The organism is Streptomyces sp. 3MP-14 (genome assembly GCF_006334905.2).
GTDB classification, from domain to species: domain Bacteria; phylum Actinomycetota; class Actinomycetes; order Streptomycetales; family Streptomycetaceae; genus Streptomyces; species Streptomyces triticirhizae.
The window spans coordinates 24486-42450 of the sequence record NZ_VDLZ02000013.1 but is presented as its reverse complement, the minus strand read 5'-3'; the positions used below and the strand labels follow the sequence as shown (position 1 = coordinate 42450).

Here is a 17965-nt window from a genome sequence, read left to right as displayed (position 1 = left end):
CAGCCCGAGTCACAGCGCGAGCTTGAAGCCCACGTGGGTCGCCCGGAAGCCCAGCCGTTCGTAGAACCGGTGCGCGTCCGCGCGGCTGGCGTCCGAGGTCAGCTGGACCAGCGCGCACCCCTCCCGCCTGGCCAGCTCGACGGCCTCCCGGACCAGCCAGCTGCCGACGCCGGCGCCCCGCCGGTCCGAGCGCACCCGCACCGCCTCGATCAGCGCCCGGGACGCGCCCTGCCGGGACAGCCCGAAGAGGATGGCGAGTTGGAGCGAGCCGACCACCTCGCCGTTCTCCTCGGCGACCAGCAGCCGCTGGTTCGGGTCCTCGGCGAAGCGGGCGAACGCCGCGTGGTAGGGGCCCAGTTCGGACGGGTCCTCCCGGCCGGCGCCGAGGGCGTCGTCGGCCAGCATGGCGACGATTTCCGGCACATCAGCGGAAGTCGCGGGACGTAGAAAGATATCCATGCGGGACAGCCTAGGAAAAGCCGTTAGGAAGGGGGTGAACCCCCCACCTCAACTCGGGACTTGTGTATCAGCCGTATAACGGTAAGGTCAGTCCCGCATCGGGGCGGGCAAGCCGTTCAGTTTATGAGGTCTGGGGGGCTCGCTGGCCGGTTTCCGGTTAACCGCTCCGCTTCCGGTGAGCGGGCTGACACGCTGTGCGACCGGGAGTTGAGTGAGGCGAGGCAGGGCATGACCGCTATATCGGCCAACGAAGGTGCCACCGCACGGCGCGAGACGGGGCGTGACGCCCAGCCGTCACCCGACGCGCTGGCCGTCCGGCGCACGCTGGCGGAGATACGGCCGGTCGCCGACGAGGCGACCTCCTACTTCTACGCTCTGCTTTTCACTTACAGTCCACATCTTCGCGACATGTTCCCCGCAGCCATGGACGCGCAACGCGACCGGATATTCGGGGCGTTGCTCACGGCGGCGGAACATATCGACGACAGCGAAACGCTGCTGCGCTATCTGCGGGATCTCGGCCGGGGCCACCGGAAATACGGCACCAGGGCCGATCAGTACCCGTTGGTGGGCGAGGCCCTGATGTACGCGCTGGAACGTTACGCCCCGCGCAGTTGGAACCCGGAGACCGAGGCGGCCTGGGTCCGCGCCTACACGCTGATGTCACAGACCATGATCGACGCCGCCGCCGAGGACGAGGCGGTCGCCCCGCCGTGGTGGGACGCCGAGATCGTCTCGCACGAGCGCCGCACGCACGACGTGGCCGTGGTCACCGTCCGCCCCGACCAGCCCTACGCCTACCGCGCCGGGCAGTACGCCAGCATCGAGACGCCCTGGTGGCCCCGGGTCTGGCGGTCCTACTCGTTCGCCTCGTCGCCGCGCCCCGACGGGCTGCTGTCCTTCCATGTGAAGTCGGTCCCGGCCGGCTGGGTCTCCCGCTCGCTGGTGCACCGCGCCCGCCCAGGCGACGTGTTGCGGCTGGGCGCGCCCGCCGGCTCGATGATCCTGGACCACAGCTCCGACCGTGGCCTGCTCTGCCTCGGCGGCAGCACCGGCATCGCGCCCATCAAGGCGCTGGTCGAGGACGTCGCCGAGCACGGCCACCGCCGCCAGGTCGAGGTCTTCTTCGGCGCCAACCGCGACAACGAGCTGTACGACCTGGACTCCTTCCTGGACCTGGAGCGGCGCCACCCCTGGCTCGCGGTCAGACCCGTGGTCGCCGAGTACTCCTCCGTCGGCCTCGCGGGCCAACTGCCCGAGGCGGTGCGACAGCTCGGGCCCTGGCGGGAGTTCGACGGCTATCTCTCCGGGCCGCCGCAGATGATCCGCAAGGGCGTGGACGCGCTGGTCTCCAGCGGCATCCCGGCCGAGCGGATCAGACACGACTTCGTGGGCTCGCTGGTCCCCGACCACACCGGCCCCGCCGCCTCGCACCCCCAGGCGCTCTGACGCGGCCCCGCCCGGGGCCCCGACGACGCCAACCCCCCACCACCACCGTCAACTTCGGCCACCTCAGAAAGTAAGCACCATGCCAGGGACTGCGGGAAACGGATGGCCGGCCGAGCTGGCCCAGCGCGCCGACCGTCCGGGGAGCGACGGCGAACACGCGCTCCAGACCCGACTCGGCACGACGCAGCGCGCCGACCGCTTCTACCGTGACCAGGTGTTGGATCATCTCAACGAGCGGATGCGGGAGTTCGTCGCCGCCGCCGAGATGTTCTTCCTGGCCACCGCCGACCGGCACGGCGAGTGCGACAACACCTTCCGGGCCGGCCCACCCGGCTTCCTCCAGGTGCTCGACGCCCGCACCCTGGCCTGGCCCGAGTACCGGGGCAACGGCGTGCACGCCTCGCTGGGCAACCTCGCCGAGAACCCGCACGCCGGGCTGCTCCTGCTGGACTTCGACCGGGCGCGGATCGGGCTGCACGTCAACGGCCGGGCGCGGATGGCCGACGACGCCGAACTCCGCGCGCACCACCCCTGGTTGCCGGTCGACTCGGTGCCGGGGCGGCGCACGGACATCTGGGTGCGCCTGGAGGTGGAGGAGGCGTACATCCACTGCGCCAAGCACATCCCGCACCTGGTGAAGGCGCCGAAGCGGAGCGCGCGCGACTGGGGCACCGACGACGCGCGGCGCAAGGGCGGCGACTTCTTCGGGGCGGCGCGGGAGGCGCAGGTGCGGCGGACCAGGGAACTGCACCAGCTGGACCCGCCGCCCCCGCTGCCGGTCCGCACGCCCGCCGCGACCGCGCCGCCGGTCGTCGGTCCGCCGCCGCCGGATGCGGCGGAGTGGCGCGCGGAGGCGCTGCGCGCGCTGGAGCGTGCGCGCCGGGTGGAGAGCCGGAGTTCGTCCGCGTCCCCGTCGGGCGGCGGCTGGTTCGACTGAACGGGCGCGGGCGGACGGGGCGTTGGCGGAGCGGCCGGGCGTTGCGGGAATGGCGGCGCGCGCCGGCCCGTGGGTCGCGCGCGCCGGCTCAGGCGCGGACGAAGTCCGGGGCCAGCAGGGCGTGGATGCCGGCGATGTTCCGGCTCAGATAGGCGTTGAGGCTGGGCGGCACCACATCGACCGAGGCCAGCCCGTCGGGGGTGAACGGCAGCCGGACGATCTCGTAGGTGCCGCGCGGCTGGGTCACCTCGGGGCCGTGCCGCAGCGCCGGGTCCATCGAGACCAGCCGGCAGACGAAGAAGTGCTGCACCTTCAGGCCAGGCGGAACGTTCTCCCCCGGCTCGGGCAGGTGCGGCACGGTGTCGACGAACGCCGGCACCACGTCGGTGACCCTGGCCCCCAACTCCTCGAAGACCTCGCGGTGCAGGGCGGCGACCACGCTGGGGTCGGTGGGCTCCACGCCGCCGCCGGGGGTGATCCAGTAGGGCGGACTGCCGGGCCGCACGCGCTTGATCACGATCAGCTCGGGGCCGTCCAGCAGGATGGCCCGTGCGGTGCGCTTGACCACGGGTTGTGCCAGGTCCATGGGTTTCATGTGGCCCGTGCGCCCTACCGCGAAACCTCCGGCTGGTCGTGCGCCCGGGCGCACGCGGCGGGCCCTCGGGCCCGCCGGGCCCCGCCGGGCCTCATCGGGTGCGGAGGCGATCAGGCGGCGGCCGCTTCGAGAGCCCGGCGGATGTCGGCCACCAGGTCCTCCGGGTCCTCGATGCCGACCGACAGCCGGACGAAGCCCTCGGGAACGGCGTCCCCGCCCCACCGGCCGCGCCGTTCGGCCGTCGACCTGACCCCGCCGAAGCTGGTGGCGTCGTCCACCAGCCGCAGCGCGGCCAGGAACCGCTCGGCGTGCTCCCGGTCGGGCAGCGTGAACGAGACCACACAGCCGAAGAACCGCATCTGCCGCGCGGCCAGCGCGTGGTCCCGGTCCTCCGGCAGCCCCGGGTGGCGCAGCCCGGTCACCTCGGGCCTGGCGGCCAACGCCCGCGCCACGGCCAGCGCGTTCTCCGCCTGCCTGGCGACGCGCAGCTGGAGCGTGGCCAGGCCCCGGTGTGCCAGCCACGCCTCCAGCGGGCCGGGGATGGCGCCCAGCACGGTGCGCCACTGCCTGATCTCGTCGATCAACTCCGGGTCGCGCGCGGCGACATAGCCGAGCAGCACGTCGCCGTGCCCGTTGAGCGCCTTGGTGCCGCTGGCCACGGCCAGGTCGGCGCCCAGCTCCAGCGGGCGCTGGCCGAGCGGCGTCGCCAGGGTGTTGTCCACGGCGACCAACGCGCCCTGCGCGTGCGCCTCGCGCGCCAGGCGGGCGATATCGCAGACGTCGAGCCCCGGGTTGGAGGGGGTTTCCAGCCAGAGCAGCCGCACCCGTTCCCCCCGGCCCCTGGCCGCCGCGAGCGCGGCCAGCTGGCCGTCGCCCCCGGTCGGCGCGGTGTGGGTGCGCACGCCGCGCTCCTCGGCGCGCTGCCGCAGTTTGGGCCAGATCTGGTAGCCGTCGGACGGCAGCACCACGGAGTCGCCCGGGCGGGTCAGGCTGAGCAGGGTGGCCGAGATGGCGGCCATCCCCGAGGGGAAGACCAGCGCCTGCGCGCCGTCCTCGGGTTCGGGCGACTCCAGCTCGGCGATCGCGCGCTCCAGCGCGACCCAGGTCGGGTTGTTCTCCCGGCCGTAGCCGAACGGGGCCACCGCCGGGTCGCCGGGCAGGTGGTAGTGGGCGGCCAGCACCGGCGGCGGCATCGGCGGCTGGTACGGCTCGACCGCCGGCAGTCCGGCCCGAACGGCCCGCGTTCCGTCCCCGGTCATCGCTGCTCTCCCGCCGTGTTGTCCGCATCTGGCTTGATTTCGCCGCACAAGTGTACGGCGCGCGGCACGGTGCCGGGCGGGCGCGGCGTGGCGGGGGCGCTCAGCCGGCGGCGCGCGACGCCCGGCGCGCCGTCTCGCCGGCCGCCGGCCCGTAGGAGCCGCCGAAGAGCGCCGCGTGCACCAGGACGTGCTGCAACTGGTGGAACGGGACGAACGCCGCGCGGTGCGGCAGCGGCCTGACCTCCCGGTAGGCGGCGAGTAGCCGGTCGAGGTGCGGGCAGCCGAAGAGTTCGAGGACGGCCAGGTCGGCCTCGGGATGCCCGCCCTGCGCCGCCGGGTCGATCAGCAGCGGCCGCTGCTCCGCCGTCCACAGGATGTTGCCCGACCACAGATCGCCGTGGATCACCGCCGGCGGCTGCGGCGGGCCGGCCAACTCCCCTACGCGCGCGCAGAGTTCCTCGACCGCCCGGGCGTCGCCCTGGCCGATGCCGCCGTGGTCCACCGCCAGCCGCAGCAGCGGCAGCAGCCGGTGGGCCGCGTGCCACGCCGGCCAGACCGCCGGATCGTCGACCGGCTCCGGGGCCGACAGCGGCACCGGGCCCAGATAGAGCGGGCCCGAGGCCCCGTAGTGCGGGGCGGGGGTGGCGTGCAGCGCGGCCAGCTGGCGGCCCAGCAGCTCCGCCTGGCCCGGCGTCGGCCCGGCCGGCTCGACCCACTCCAGTACCAGCAGCCCGGGCAGCGCGGCCAGCACCTCGGGAACGGCGACCGCGCCCGTGGCCCGCAGCAGGCCGAGGCCGGCGGCCTCGGCCGTGAAGAAGTCATCCGGCGCGTCCACCCTGGTCTTGGCGAAGACGGTGCGTCCGTCGGCGAGTTGGACCCGGTGGGCCTCGCAGATGTCGCCGCCGGTGACCCGGCGCGGTGGGCCGGCGAGCGCGCCGCCGCAGACCCGCGCCACCCGCTCGCCGAGCGCGCCGCCGCCGGCCTCGTTCGCGCCGGGCGCGCGCCCGTTCCCGGTCCCCGCCTGGTGCGCGCCGGGCGCGGCGCCGGTCATGGCCGTCTCACCCGACCGCCCCCGTCCGTTCCCTGACGGTCTTCAGCAGCCCGGGCAGGGCGGTCTCGATGATGTCCAGGCAGTCGGCGAAGCCCTCGTCGTCCCCGTAGTAGGGGTCGGGGACGTCGAGTTCGGCGCCTGAGGCGGCCACCGGGCCGATGTCGCCGAAGGCGCGCAGCAGCCGCACCTTCTCGGCCGCGACCCGGTCGGGGGCCAGTCGCGTCAGCTCCCGGTGGTGCCCCCGGTCCAGGGCTATCACCAGGTCGCACTCGTCGAACCAGGAGGCGTCGAACTGGCGGGCGGTGTGGTCGCCGGGCCCGGCCGGGTAGCCGGCGGCGTTCAGGGCGGCCACCGCGCGCGGGTCGGCGGGCTCCCCGGCGTGCCAGCCGCCCGTTCCCGCGCTGTCCACCACGATGCCGGTGTCCAGCCCCTCGTCCACCAGCCGGGCGCGCAGCACGACCTCGGCCATCGGGGAGCGGCAGATGTTGCCGGAGCACACAAAGCAGATGCGATACATGTCGGTCGGTCCTCGGTCCCGCACGGCCGGATTCAGTCGCGATCCAGGATGAGGTTGACCGCCCACGACACGATGGAGATGATCAGCCCGCCCAACACCGCGGAACCGAAGCCCTCGACCTCGAACCTGTCGCCCGACAGCCAGTCGGTGAGCAGCAGCATGAGGGCGTTGATCACCAGGGTGAACAGCCCGAGGGTGAGGATCAGCAGGGGGAGGGCGAAGAGCTTCACGACGGGCTTGACGACGAGGTTCACCACGCCGAAGATCAGCGCCACGATGAGCAGCGTCACGGCCTTGCCGCCGGTGCTCTCGCCCGGCTCACCGATAGTGATGTCGTTCACCAGCCACACGGCGGCGGCCAGGGCCACGGCGTTGGCGATGAGCTTCACGAAGATGGTTGTCATACGGGAGATCGTTTCAGATGGCACCGGCTGCGCAAGGGGAATGAGCGGATGAAGGAGTTCCGGCTGGACCGGCTTGACCTGGAGCGCGCCGCGCACAACGGCGCCTACCTGCGTTTCCTGCGGGAGCCCAGGATGTCCGCTGGCCTCTACGCGCTGGATGTTGGCGCGTCGGACACCCAGCGTCCGCATCCCCAGGACGTGATCAACTTCGTGGTCAGCGGTCGCGCCTCGATGACCGTGGGTGACGAGACGACGGTCGTGGCGCGCGGCAGCGTGGTCTACGTTCCGGCCGGGGCGGCGGCCCGCTTCCACCACATCACGGAGGATCTGCGGGTGTTGGTGGTGTTCTCGCCGCCCGAGGGCTGATCACCGGGAGCGCGCCGGCCGGCGGCCGGCGCGGGGCGGCCCCGGGTGCGGGCCGGCCCCGCTCTCAGGGTTCGCCTCAGGGAACGGTCAGGGGAGGACTGGGGCCGGTGCGACTCCCGGAGGGCACGGTGCGCGCTTAGCATCGAGTTATCGAGTTATCACGCTGCCGGGCCTCCGCCCGGCGGACGACATGTGTGCGAACAGGAGCCCGGGCCATGAAGGAAGCCTTTATGACACTGCCGTGGTGGGTGCGGTGGATCGCCATCCCCGCCATCGCGCTGGTGGTCTTCGGGGGCCTGCTGATCTCCGTCCTCACCTGGGTGATCGGGTTGGTCTTCCGGATTCTGCTCTTTGTCGCCGTGATCGCCGTACTGATCTTCGTGGTGCGGAAGTTCACCTCTTCCTCCTCCGGCGGGGGTTGGTAGCCCGCCGCCGTCCCTGTCGCGCGCCCCAGCCCCAGCCCCTGCCCCGCGTTCCCGGGACCGTCCCGCCCGTCGAGGGGCCCGGGACCGTCCCTCCCGTCGAAGGCGCTCCGCCGCCCGTCGAAGTCCCGGCGTCGAACGGCCCGTTCCTCGTCGTCGACCCTCGCCCGCCGGCCGGTCCAGGGGGCGGTCGGTCGGCGCTCACCACCAGCGCCGCCAGCAGCGTCGTCACCGGAACCGAGGCCACCAGCCCGATCGACCCCACCAGGGTCCGCACGATCTCCTCGGCGACCAGCTCGCTGAACGCCACCGTCGTCACCCCGCTGCGCGCGATGCTGAAGAGCAGCAGCAGCGGGAGCGCCGCGCCCGCGTAGGCCAGCACCAGGGTGTTGACGACCGAGGCGATGTGGTCCCGACCGATGCGCATCGCCGCCGAGTAGAGCTTCCGCCAACCCGCCGTCGGCGCGGCCTGCTTCAGCTCCCAGACCGCCGAGGTCTGCGTCACCGTCACGTCGTCCAGCACGCCGAGCGAGCCAATCAGGATGCTGGCGAGCAGCAGACCTCTGATCTCGATGTCCGGATAGAGGCTGTGCACCAGGCCGGTCTGGTCGTCGGTGTTCCCGGTCAGATGCGCCAGGCTGATGAAGAGCGAGCCGAGCAGACCGATCAGCAGCAGCGACACCAACGTGCCCAACACGGCCACGGACGTTCGGGCGTTGACCCCGTGGCAGAGGTAGAGCGTCACCAACATGATCACGCTGCCGCCGATCACCGCGACCAGCAGCGGGTTCGAGCCATGGAGCACGGCCGGCAGGATGAACAGGGTCAGCACCAGGAAGCTGGCCACCAGGCCGACCAGCGCCAACAGGCCGCGCAGCCGGCCGACCGCCACCACCACCAGCGCGAACAGCGCGCCCAGCAGCAGCATCGGCACCTCGCGGTCCACGTCGACCACGCTGTAGCGCAGCTCCTCCGGAGCCTCGGGTGCGTAGGCGACGACGACCTTCTGCCCCTCGTGGAAGCGCTTGGTCGCGTCGGGCGGCACGACCTCGGTGAACGTGTGCCCGACGTGGGGTCCGCTGGTCACCTCCACCGTGGCCTGCTCGCACGGCCCGCTGGCTCCGCGCTGCACCTGTACGCCGAGGTCCTCGCAGGGGTGCTCGGTCAGCTCGGTGACCGACGCCTCCTCGTGCTGCTGGTCGAAGCCGACGCCGGTGCGTTCCTGCTGCTCCGGCGCGCCGCCCGGCCAGAGCAGCACCAGGCCGACGGCCATCGCCACGCCGAACGGCACCAACACGGCGGCTATCACCCGCCGCAGATGGTCCGAGACGGGCGGCACCGGGCCGTGCTGGTGGGTGTGGCCGTGCGGGTGCGCGTGCGGGTCCAGGGGGTCCAGCGGGTACCGGGGGTCCTGGGGGCGGTCCCGAGCGGGGTCCGGAGGGCGGTCCCGAGCGGGGTCCTGAGAGGGGTCCTGAGGGGAGGTCACCGTCCGATCATCGCCTAAGCGACCAGGCCCCCTGTTCATCGCCGCCGTCGTGCCCTTAGCGTGGAGGGGCAAGAATCGTCATCGCGGGAGCTTCGAGCACGAGGCTGAGAGGGCGCTGCGGCTGCGCCGACCGCCGAACCTGTTACCGGGTAATGCCGGCGTAGGGAGCAAGGTCTGATGACCGATCAGCGAACAGGCGCGTCCAGCACGCCCGTCATCGGCGCGCACAAGGGATATCTCACCGGATCTCGCCCGGACATCCGGGTGCCGGTGCGACGGGTCCACCTCACCGACGGCAACAGCGTCACCCTCTACGACACCTCGGGTCCTTACACCGACCCCGAGGTGGAGTGCGACGTGCGCGCGGGGCTGCCCGCGCTGCGGCGGCGGTGGATCGAGGAACGGGCGAACGACGGGACCCGGGACGTTACCCAACTGGCCTACGCCAGAAGGGGCGAGATCACCCGGGAGATGGAGTTCGTGGCGCTGCGGGAGAACCGTTCTCCCGAGTTCGTCCGCGACGAGATCGCCGCCGGCCGGGCGGTGCTGCCGGTCAACATCCAGCACCCGGAGAGCGAGCCGATGATCATCGGCCGAAACTTTCTGGTCAAGGTGAATGCCAACATCGGCAACTCGGCCGTCACCTCCTCCGTCGACGAGGAGGTGGAGAAGATGACCTGGGCCACCCGCTGGGGCGCCGACACGGTCATGGACCTGTCCACCGGGCGGGACATCCACACCACCCGCGAATGGGTGCTGCGCAACTCGCCGGTGCCCATCGGCACCGTGCCGCTCTACCAGGCCCTGGAGAAGGTCGGCGGGAAGGCCGAGGAACTCAGCTGGGAGGTCTACCGCGACACCGTGATCGAACAGGCCGAGCAGGGTGTCGACTACATGACCGTGCACGCCGGGGTGCTCCTGCGCTATGTGCCGCTGACCGCGCGGCGCAAGACCGGGATCGTCTCCCGGGGCGGCTCGATCATGGCGGCCTGGTGCCTGGCCCACCACCGGGAGAGCTTCCTCTACACGCACTTCGCCGAGCTGTGCGAGGTCCTCGCCGCCTACGACATCACGTTCTCGCTGGGCGACGGGCTGCGCCCCGGCTCCATCGCGGACGCCAACGACGCGGCGCAGTTTGCCGAGTTGCGGACGCTGGGCGAGCTGTGCGCGGTGGCGCGCGAGCACAACGTCCAGACGATGGTGGAGGGTCCGGGGCACGTCCCGATGGACAAGATCAAGGAGAACGTGGACCTCCAGCAGGAGATCTGCCGGGAGGCGCCGTTCTACACCCTGGGCCCGCTGACCACCGACATCGCGCCCGCCTACGACCACATCACCTCGGCCATCGGCGCCGCGATGATCGCCTGGTGGGGTACCGCGATGCTGTGTTACGTGACGCCCAAGGAACATCTGGGGCTGCCGGACCGGGACGACGTCAAGGCCGGGGTCATCGCCTACAAGATCGCCGCGCACGCCGCCGACCTGGCCAAGGGCCACCCGGGCGCCCAACTCTGGGACGACGCGCTCTCCGACGCGCGGTTCGAGTTCCGGTGGGAGGACCAGTTCAACCTCTCCCTCGACCCGGACACCGCCCGCGCCTACCACGACGAGACGCTGCCGGCGGAGCCGGCCAAGACCGCTCACTTCTGCTCGATGTGCGGGCCGAAGTTCTGCTCGATGAAGATCAGCCAGGACATCCGGGCGGACTTCGGCAATCAACTCGAAGCCGGGGTCGATCAGTTGGCAACTGACGAGATCGAGCGGGGGATGGCGGAGAAGTCCCGCGAGTTCGCGGAGTCGGGCCAGCGGGTGTACCTGCCGCTGACCGACTGAGCGGCCCCGGTCACGTACCGGAACGGCGCCGGTCCCGGGCACCCGGGACCGGCGCCGTTCCGCGCCCGAGCCCACCCGTTGGTGACTGTCAGTGATGGCGGGTACGCTCGTCGGTGAGTTGGCTCGGCTCGATGACGAGGCGTCAGCGGGACATTCAGCGGGACATTCAGCGGGACAGGGGGTGGAGCGGTGTCGCGTGTGGGGGCGTTGCCGGTCGGCGGGGTGTCGGTCGAGGTGTTGTCCATCGGGGTGGGGGCCTTCGACGAGGGGGTGGACTGGGAGGACCTGGGTTTCGTCGCGGAGCGGGCGGCGGAGGTGGCCAGCGCCTTCGAGCGGTTCGGCGTCCCGGTGCGCTCGGTGCGCGACACGACCAGGAGGCAGATCGACGAGGCGGTCCGCGCCCGGATCGAGCCGGCCGACCCGACGACGGCGCCCGAGCTGCTGGTCGTTCACCTGTCGGGGCACGGGCGCTCCGACGCCGACGGTCAGCTGCGGTTCATCGGGCGGGACGGGCGGACCGTCGATGTCGCCTCCTGGATGGCGACGGCGCAGGAGGAGGCCCAGCTCAGCCCGGCCGACCGGCGCTTCGTCTTCCTGGTCGACACGTGCGAGGCGGGCGCGGCGACCGGCCGCCAGTCGGTCACGGAGCTGGGCGGCGAGCGCGGCGTCTGGTCGCTGGGCGCGGCGGTCAGCGGGCTGCCCACGGAGGGTGGCCGGTTCAGCGGCTGGGTGGCCAGAGCCCTGCACCGGCTCGCCGACACGGACTTCGCGCTGGACGCCGGGCCGTTGGACTTCGCGCGGTTCGTCCGCGAGCTGCTGGCCCTGACCACGGCCGAGCGCGGCCGATGGCGGATCTCGACCGGCTTCAGCCTCGAACAGGGCGACGGGGACTGGCCGTTTCTGCCCAACCCGCGCACCATCCAGCTCACCCCTGAGCAGATCGAGGAGCAGCGCAGATCGTTCTGGTATGTCCCCGGGCAGGATCTGGGCACCCAGATCGCGGCCGGCTCGGAGATCGACGACGCCGAGTACTTCGTCGACCGGGCCTCGGGCCGGGGGCTGGTCTCCACCGACAGGGCGCACGGCTTCTTCAGCGGCCGGGTCGAGCAGCTCGCGGCCGTGCGCGCCTGGTTGGCGGAGGAGACCCCGCTGCTCGCCGTCACGGGCGAGGCCGGCTCGGGGAAGTCGGGGCTGATCGGGGCGGTGGTCTGCGCCGGGCACCCCCAGATCCGGGACCGGTTCCGCGCGCTGTGGACCGCCGCCGACCCCGAACTGCCCGAGATCCCCGGCCTCATCGCCCTGCACGCGCGCCAGCGCGGTGCCGGGCAGCTCGTCGAGATGATCGCCGACCGGGCGGGCCTGGCGATGCCGGAGCCGGAGACGGGGCCGGACGACGACCCTGGCGAGGCCGTCCGTGAGGGCGGCGGTCGGAAGTGAAGTGCCGAGCTGCTGCGTGAGGCGCTGCGTCGGGAGGACCGTCGGCGGCTGATCGTTGTCGACGCCGTCGACGAGAGCACCGAGCCCGAGCGGGTGCTCGCCCTGGTGCGGAGCATCGCCGGCTCGGACGAGGCGCCGTGCCGCTTCCTGCTGGGGGCGCGCCGCGAAGTGCTGCCGCCCCCCTCGGAGTTCAGCCCCGAGGAGATCGGCTGGGTCGACCTCGACACCGTCGCCACGGAGACCGTGGGGAAGGACGTCCGCGACTACCTCGCCCGGCTGTTGCGGGCCAGCGAGCCCTACGCCACCGGCCCGGCCGCCGCGTACGTGGACCTCATCGCCGAGATCGCCGCCCCCAGGCTGGTGCGCCGCGAGCACGAGGGCCGCGCCTGGGGCCCCTTCCTCCTCGCGGGCATGTTCGCGCACTACCTGGTGACCCTGCCCAACCCGCCGGGCAACGCCATCGACGCTGAGGCCCACGCCGAGCGCGCCACCGGGGACCTGCCGCAGATCCTGGAGCGGGTGTTGGACACCAGGGCGGCCGAGTTCCCGCTGCTGCGACCCCTGTTGGCGGTCCTCGCCCGCTCGCGCGGGGACGGGATGCCCCTGACGGTGCTGCGCCGCTGCCTCGCCGTGGTCGTCGCGTCGGGCCCCGGTGGGGTCTCCGAGGAGGACTGCCAGCGCACCCTTCGGGAGGCGTCGCCCTATCTGCGCACCGGCATCGAGCCGACGACCAGGGTGGCCCTCTACCGCCTCTTCCACCAGGGCCTCGCGGACTACCTGCGGCGCTTTCCGCACAGCAAGAAGACCCCGCTGGGCGAGGGGGAAGAGGAGCGCGCCGTGGAACGCGCGCTGCTCGACGGCCTGTTGGCGCCGCAGACCGGCGAGGCGGCGGACGGCGAGCCGGCGGATCGGGGCGATTCCTGGGCGGAGGCCGAGCCGTATCTGCTGAGCCACGCGCTGGCGCACGTCTGGGCGGCCGGCTCGGTCGAGTGGGCCGAGCGGCTGCTGACCGAGCCGCGCTTCCTGGTCCGCTTCGACCTCGACGAGGACGCCCGTGCCCTGGAGTTGGTCCGCTCGCCCGAGGCCCAGGAGTGCCTGCGGCTGCTGGGGATGTCCTGGCACGCCCACGCGCGGTTCGGCAGCGCGGCGGACCGGGCGGCGCGGCTCGCCTTCGACGCCTACCGGCTGCATCTCCCGGCCTGGCGGGTCGAGTTCGGGCAGCTCGCCGAGAGCCTGACCCCCCGGGACGGCGCCAGGGCGCTCCCGCTGAGCTGGGCGACGGGCGGCACCGAGGACCACAGCTTCCGGCAGCTCACCATCGCCGGCGGCGGCAGCGCGCAGTGCGCGGCCTTCTCCCCCGACGGCGCGGTGTTCGCCGCCGGGACGTTCGATGCCGTCCTCTTCTGGGAGACCGACGCCTGGCAGCCCGTGGCGCGATGGGATCTTCGGGGCGACGGTCGGTGCAACTCCGTGGCCTTCTCCCCGGACGGCCGCCGTCTCGCCGCCGGGACGGCGGGCAGCAGCGGTCCGGGAGGCGTTCTCCTCTGGGATGTCGCGGGCGAGGAGAGACAGGCTGAACAGCTGACCGGGCACGGCCAGGGCGCCGTCCTGGCGTTCTCGGCGGACGGCGGGCTGTTGGCGACGGGCGGCGCCGACCACACCGTCACCCTGTGGGATCTCACCGGGGACGAGCCGTCGCACGTGGTGGAACTCCTTCCCGAGGACCATGTCGAGGGGCTGTCGTTCCATCCCGAGGAGCCGGTCCTGGCCGTCGCCGGGCACGCCGGCGTGCGGCTGTACGACACGAGGAGTTGGGAGCCGCGCGCCGAGGGAGAGGAGCCGGGGATCGTCTTCTCGGGCTGGGTGAACGCGGTGGGTTTCTCGCCCGACGGGCGCCATCTGGTGATCGTGGACAGCGACGGGGACACCGTCGTGCTCTCCACGGACGGCTACGAGCCGGTCCACGAGGTGGCCCAGCCGTACCAGTCGATCAGCGGCGCCGTGGGCTTCACTTCGGACGGGACGCGGATGGCCGTCGCCTGCGAGGACACCATCCAGATCTGCGCTGTCGAGCGGGGAGCCGTCACCGCGACGCTTCACGGGCACACCGCCGGCATCAACGACGTGGTGTTCAGCCCGCGCGACCCGCTCCTGCTGGTCAGCGTCGCCGACGACGAAACCGTCCGGCTGTGGCGGGTGACCGACCGGGAGGCGCCGGGGGAGCGCCGGCTGCTGCTCGAACCGCGCAGGGTCGCCAGCTCGCCGACCGCCGGGCGCGTGGCCGTCCTCGACGGCGAGGGCGAGCTGTCGCTCCTCGACCTGGACGGGGGCGGTCGGCTCGGCTCGGTTCCCCTGGGGACGCGGGCGAACCCCTGGCAGGTCGGCTTCTCCCCCGACGGGGAGACACTGGCCGCCTACACCAACGACGGCGGTCTGCATCTGGTCCGCTCCGCAGGGGGACAACCGGTCGTCACCCGCCTGGAGAACGAGGACCGCGCCTTCCCGGTGACCGAGATACACCCCCTGTTCGGCGGGCCGGAGGACAAGTTCTGCTTCTCCTCGGACAGTTCCCTGATCGCCCTCCAGGTCTGTGAGCGGGCCGAGGATCTGGTCTGGGCCATCACGGTCTGGGACATCCGCGGCCTCCGTCAGGTGGGCCGGATAGCCCTGCCCGAGCGGGCCGACTCGTTCGAGTTCGCGGGTCCCGACCGGCTGGCCGTGGTGGTGGGCGGCGTGCTGGCCGTCTTCGAGGTGCCGGCGTGACGCGGGCGTTGGGGATACACGGGGTGCGGAACTACCGCGCCGGCGACACCGACCCGGAGGCGGGGGCAGCGCGGCTGCGCGCCGCGTGGGTGGCCGCGCTGGGGCCCGAGGCCGGGCTCGACCTGCGGACGGCGTACTACGCCGACCTCCTGCGCGGTCAGCGCCAGGGGGATCAACTCGACGAGGCCGAGGCGGAGTTCGTGACCCGCTGGGCGGCGGCCTGGGGCGTGGACACCAGCGCCGTCCAGGGGCGGGCGACCGGCTGGCTGCGCTGGGTCTGCGGGCAGGTCGCCCAGCGGGCCGGGGTCGCTCCGGCGGTGGTCGAACGCGCCGTGCGGCTGTTCTTCCCCGAGGTCACCCGGTACTTCGGCGCCCCGGCGCGGGAACAGGTGTTGGATCGGGTCGTGCGGGCGCTGGAGCGGCACCGGCCGAGGATCGTCATCGCGCACTCGCTGGGCAGCGTGGTCGCCTACGAGGCCCTGCACCGGCTGCCCGAGCCGCGCGTCGACCTGTTCCTCACCCTGGGCTCGCCACTCGCGCTGCCGGCCGCGATCTTCGACCGGCTCCAACCGCCGCCGGTCGCCGGCGTGGGCGCGCGGCCGGCCGGGGTGTCGCGTTGGGTCAACGTCGCGGACGTCGGCGACTTCGTCGCCATCCCGCGCGGCCGGCTGGCCCGGGTCTTCGCCGGGGTCGAGTCGGTCGACGACATCTCCGTCGCGCCGCTGTGGCCGCACAACGTCCTCGACTATCTGGGGCATTCCGTCGTGCGGGACATCCTCGCCGTCCCGCGCGGGCAGTAAGTCCGGGGCACCGGGCCCTCCCGCCGGCCACGGGCACCCTCGTCGCCCGCCGCCACGGGAACGGTCGTTCCCGGTGCGGGAGCGCGCCCGTCGCGAAACCATTCGAGCCGAAGGGAACGTCATTCCGTCGTGATTCCCCTCTCCCCACCGGACCCCCAGCGGGTCCCGCAGCAGGGTCAACGGACCGTCGGCACGGGGCACATGATCGTCTGCGGCGACGACGCGTTGGCCGTCCGCCTCGCCGAGGAGCTGCACGACGTCTACCGGGAGCGCGTGACGCTGGTCATGCCGCCGGCGGACGGCGGCGGCGGTGGCGAGGCCACCGTCGGGGCGCGGCCCCGGGTCTCCGCGCTCATCGGCCGGGTCTCGGCGGCGATCAACCGCCCCTCGAACGCGCCCGCCGCCGGCACCCCCGGCGCACCCGGCGACGACACCACCGGCGGCGGCATCCGCGTCCCCGTCGGGGAGATGACCGCCGCCGACCCCACCGAGGAGGTGCTCCGCCGGGCCGGCGTGGCCAACGCCACCGCGCTCGCCCTCGTCTACGACGACGACGAGACCAACCTGCGCGGCGCCCTCGCGGCCCGCCGGCTCAACCCGCACCTCCGCCTGGTGATCCGCCACTACAACCGCCGGCTGGGCCAGCACCTCGCCCAACTCCTCGACCAGGCCGCCTCGGTGGCGCTGCCCGACACCGACCCCAGGGAACTGGACGCCGCCACCACGGTGCTCTCCGACGCCGACACCGCCGCGCCCGCGCTCGCCGCGACCGCAGTGGCCGGCACCCGCAAGGTCGTCCGCGCCGACGGGCTGCTGCTGCGCGCCGTCGAACGCAACCCGCCGGCCAGCGGCGAGATCGCCGACCCCGGGCTGTGCACCCTGGCGTTGCTCTCGGCCACGGTCAACGACCCGGCGGGCGCGGAGGGTTCCGACAACAGCGGCCCGCAGGGCCCGCAACTCCTGCCCGACGACCGGGCGGTGGGCGAGGCCACCGGGCGCGGCACCGTCGTGCTGGAGACGGTGACCCACGCCGGCCCCGCGTTACCCCCGCGACGGCTGGCGCGGCGGATGGCGCCGCTGGCGGAGATCTTCTCCCGCCGGCTGCGGTACTCGCTGCTGGGCGTCGCGATCGCCGTGCTGGCCCTGGCGTTGACGCTGTGGCGGACCACCGGCGGCGACGCGGTCAACGCCGCCTATCTGACGCTGCTCGACCTGTTCGCCATCGGCGACCCGGCGGTCGACGAGCCGGTGCCCCGGCAGACCATCCAACTGGTGTCGGGGCTGGTCGGGTTGGCGCTGTTGCCGATCCTGATCGCGGCGGCGCTCCAGGCGCTCGGCGCGTTCCGTGGCACCGCCAACCTGCCGCGCCCGCCGCGCGGCCTCTCCGGCCATGTGGTGCTGCTCGGCCTGGGCAAGATCGGCACCCGGGTGCTGGCCCAACTCCGGGAGATGGACATCCCGGTGGTGTGCGTGGAGGAGGACCCGGAGGCCAGGGGCATCCCGTTGGCCCGCCGGCTCCAGGTTCCGGTGGTGCTCGGCGACGTCACCCAGGAGGACGTGCTGGAGTCGGCCAAGATCCACCGGGCGCGCGCCCTCCTGGCGCTGACCAGCGCCGACGCCACCAACCTGGAGGCGGTGCTGCACGCCAGAAGCGTCAAGCCCGACCTCAGGGTGGCGCTCCGCCTCTACGACGACGACTTCGCCACCGTGGTCTACCGCACCCTGCGCGCCGCGCACCCGGAGGCGCTCACCCGCAGCCGGAGCGTCTCCACCCTCGCGGCGCCCGCGTTCGCCAGCGCGATGATGGGGCGGCAGATTCTGGGCGCGATCCCCGTGGAACGGAAGGTGCTGCTCTTCGCCGCGCTGGAGGTGGCCGACTTCCCCCGGTTCGAGGGGCGGACGGTGGCCGAGGCGTCCCGGCCCGGGGCGTGGCGGGTGCTCGCCCTCGACCTGTCGGCGCCGGGGGAACGGCATCCCGACCTGTCCGCCGTCCGCGCCTCCTCGGCGCGCGGCGGCGGCACGGGCGGACTGCTGTGGGACGTGCATCCCGGCTATGTGCTGCGGGCCAGGGACCGGGTGGTGGTCGCCGCGACCCGGCGCGGGCTCGCCGAACTGCTGGGCCGGGGCCCGGCCGGAACGCCCGGCCCGGCCGGCGGAGGCTGACCGCCCCAGCGCCTGACCGCCCCA

Annotated in this window: 16 protein-coding genes and 1 riboswitch; of the genes, 9 read left to right on the top strand and 7 right to left on the bottom strand. The window is 73.2% G+C overall.

Features of this window, described 5'->3' with window-relative positions; translation table 11 throughout:
• Positions 1-9: 9 nt before the first annotated feature.
• Entirely contained in the window at positions 10-459 is a 450-nt protein-coding gene (locus FH609_RS21080; protein WP_139669982.1) for a GNAT family N-acetyltransferase, read from the bottom strand.
• 228 nt (positions 460-687) lie between these two features.
• On the opposite strand from FH609_RS21080, the gene FH609_RS21075 reads away from it, so the two are divergent.
• Positions 688-1908: a globin domain-containing protein gene (locus FH609_RS21075; protein ID WP_139669980.1), complete on the top strand. Its 1221-nt coding sequence runs from the start codon at positions 688-690 to the stop codon at positions 1906-1908.
• A 79-nt stretch (positions 1909-1987) separates the two neighbouring features.
• Positions 1988-2845 (top strand): pyridoxamine 5'-phosphate oxidase family protein, encoded by an 858-nt coding sequence (locus FH609_RS21070; protein ID WP_139669978.1) that lies wholly within the window; start codon positions 1988-1990, stop codon positions 2843-2845.
• 88 nt (positions 2846-2933) lie between these two features.
• Here the strand turns inward: FH609_RS21070 and FH609_RS21065 are convergent, their stop codons facing one another.
• From FH609_RS21065 to FH609_RS21045, 5 genes are all read right to left on the bottom strand, one after another.
• Entirely contained in the window at positions 2934-3431 is a 498-nt protein-coding gene (locus FH609_RS21065; protein WP_139669976.1) for an NUDIX domain-containing protein, read from the bottom strand.
• 119 nt (positions 3432-3550) lie between these two features.
• A complete protein-coding gene (locus FH609_RS21060; RefSeq protein WP_139669974.1) occupies positions 3551-4699 on the bottom strand; it encodes a cystathionine gamma-lyase in 1149 nt (382 codons plus the stop codon).
• 100 nt (positions 4700-4799) lie between these two features.
• Entirely contained in the window at positions 4800-5750 is a 951-nt protein-coding gene (locus FH609_RS21055) for a fructosamine kinase family protein (RefSeq protein ID WP_139669972.1), read from the bottom strand.
• 7 nt (positions 5751-5757) lie between these two features.
• Positions 5758-6267, bottom strand: a complete 510-nt coding sequence (locus tag FH609_RS21050; protein ID WP_139669970.1) for a low molecular weight protein-tyrosine-phosphatase — start codon at positions 6265-6267, stop codon at positions 5758-5760.
• Positions 6268-6299: 32 nt separating this feature from the next.
• Complete coding sequence (locus FH609_RS21045) at positions 6300-6671, bottom strand: phage holin family protein (protein WP_139669968.1); 372 nt, start codon at positions 6669-6671, stop codon at positions 6300-6302.
• 48 nt (positions 6672-6719) lie between these two features.
• On the opposite strand from FH609_RS21045, the gene FH609_RS21040 reads away from it, so the two are divergent.
• Complete coding sequence (locus tag FH609_RS21040) at positions 6720-7037, top strand: cupin domain-containing protein (protein ID WP_139669966.1); 318 nt, start codon at positions 6720-6722, stop codon at positions 7035-7037.
• 215 nt (positions 7038-7252) lie between these two features.
• Positions 7253-7462, top strand: a complete 210-nt coding sequence (locus FH609_RS21035; protein WP_122183643.1) for a DUF5326 family protein — start codon at positions 7253-7255, stop codon at positions 7460-7462.
• On the opposite strand, the gene FH609_RS21030 is transcribed toward FH609_RS21035, so the two are convergent.
• On the bottom strand, positions 7431-8984 hold the full coding sequence (locus FH609_RS21030; protein ID WP_139669964.1) for a YibE/F family protein: 1554 nt from the start codon (positions 8982-8984) through the stop codon (positions 7431-7433). The two genes, FH609_RS21035 and FH609_RS21030, sit on opposite strands and share 32 nt — an antisense overlap.
• A 34-nt stretch (positions 8985-9018) precedes the next feature.
• Positions 9019-9130, top strand: a riboswitch (TPP riboswitch).
• Here FH609_RS21030 and thiC point away from each other — a divergent pair.
• From thiC to FH609_RS21005, 5 genes are all read left to right on the top strand, one after another.
• The gene (gene thiC, locus FH609_RS21025; RefSeq protein WP_139669962.1) at positions 9123-10778 is read left to right on the top strand and encodes a phosphomethylpyrimidine synthase ThiC; all 1656 of its coding nucleotides are present in this window, start codon (positions 9123-9125) and stop codon (positions 10776-10778) included. Its footprint overlaps the riboswitch before it by 8 nt.
• Positions 10779-10967: 189 nt before the next feature.
• Entirely contained in the window at positions 10968-12215 is a 1248-nt protein-coding gene (locus tag FH609_RS21020) for a caspase family protein (RefSeq protein WP_139669960.1), read from the top strand.
• A gap of 105 nt (positions 12216-12320) precedes the next feature.
• Entirely contained in the window at positions 12321-14978 is a 2658-nt protein-coding gene (locus tag FH609_RS21015) for a WD40 repeat domain-containing protein (RefSeq protein ID WP_139669958.1), read from the top strand.
• A complete protein-coding gene (locus FH609_RS21010; RefSeq protein WP_139669956.1) occupies positions 14975-15778 on the top strand; it encodes a serine peptidase in 804 nt (267 codons plus the stop codon). The genes FH609_RS21015 and FH609_RS21010 overlap by 4 nt, the downstream gene beginning before the upstream one ends.
• Positions 15779-15979: 201 nt before the next feature.
• Entirely contained in the window at positions 15980-17941 is a 1962-nt protein-coding gene (locus FH609_RS21005; protein WP_139670291.1) for an NAD-binding protein, read from the top strand.
• The last annotated feature ends 24 nt before the right edge of the window (positions 17942-17965 follow it).

Coding starts and splice junctions, on each gene's coding strand:
- FH609_RS21080 (WP_139669982.1), bottom strand. CDS start 459: ATGGATATCTTTCTACGTCCCGCGACTTCCGCTGATGTGCCGGAAATC.
- FH609_RS21075 (WP_139669980.1), top strand. CDS start 688: ATGACCGCTATATCGGCCAACGAAGGTGCCACCGCACGGCGCGAGACG.
- FH609_RS21070 (WP_139669978.1), top strand. CDS start 1,988: ATGCCAGGGACTGCGGGAAACGGATGGCCGGCCGAGCTGGCCCAGCGC.
- FH609_RS21065 (WP_139669976.1), bottom strand. CDS start 3,431: ATGGACCTGGCACAACCCGTGGTCAAGCGCACCGCACGGGCCATCCTG.
- FH609_RS21060 (WP_139669974.1), bottom strand. CDS start 4,699: ATGACCGGGGACGGAACGCGGGCCGTTCGGGCCGGACTGCCGGCGGTC.
- FH609_RS21055 (WP_139669972.1), bottom strand. CDS start 5,750: ATGACCGGCGCCGCGCCCGGCGCGCACCAGGCGGGGACCGGGAACGGG.
- FH609_RS21050 (WP_139669970.1), bottom strand. CDS start 6,267: ATGTATCGCATCTGCTTTGTGTGCTCCGGCAACATCTGCCGCTCCCCG.
- FH609_RS21045 (WP_139669968.1), bottom strand. CDS start 6,671: ATGACAACCATCTTCGTGAAGCTCATCGCCAACGCCGTGGCCCTGGCC.
- FH609_RS21040 (WP_139669966.1), top strand. CDS start 6,720: ATGAAGGAGTTCCGGCTGGACCGGCTTGACCTGGAGCGCGCCGCGCAC.
- FH609_RS21035 (WP_122183643.1), top strand. CDS start 7,253: ATGAAGGAAGCCTTTATGACACTGCCGTGGTGGGTGCGGTGGATCGCC.
- FH609_RS21030 (WP_139669964.1), bottom strand. CDS start 8,984: ATGAACAGGGGGCCTGGTCGCTTAGGCGATGATCGGACGGTGACCTCC.
- thiC (WP_139669962.1), top strand. CDS start 9,123: ATGACCGATCAGCGAACAGGCGCGTCCAGCACGCCCGTCATCGGCGCG.
- FH609_RS21005 (WP_139670291.1), top strand. CDS start 15,980: ATGATCGTCTGCGGCGACGACGCGTTGGCCGTCCGCCTCGCCGAGGAG.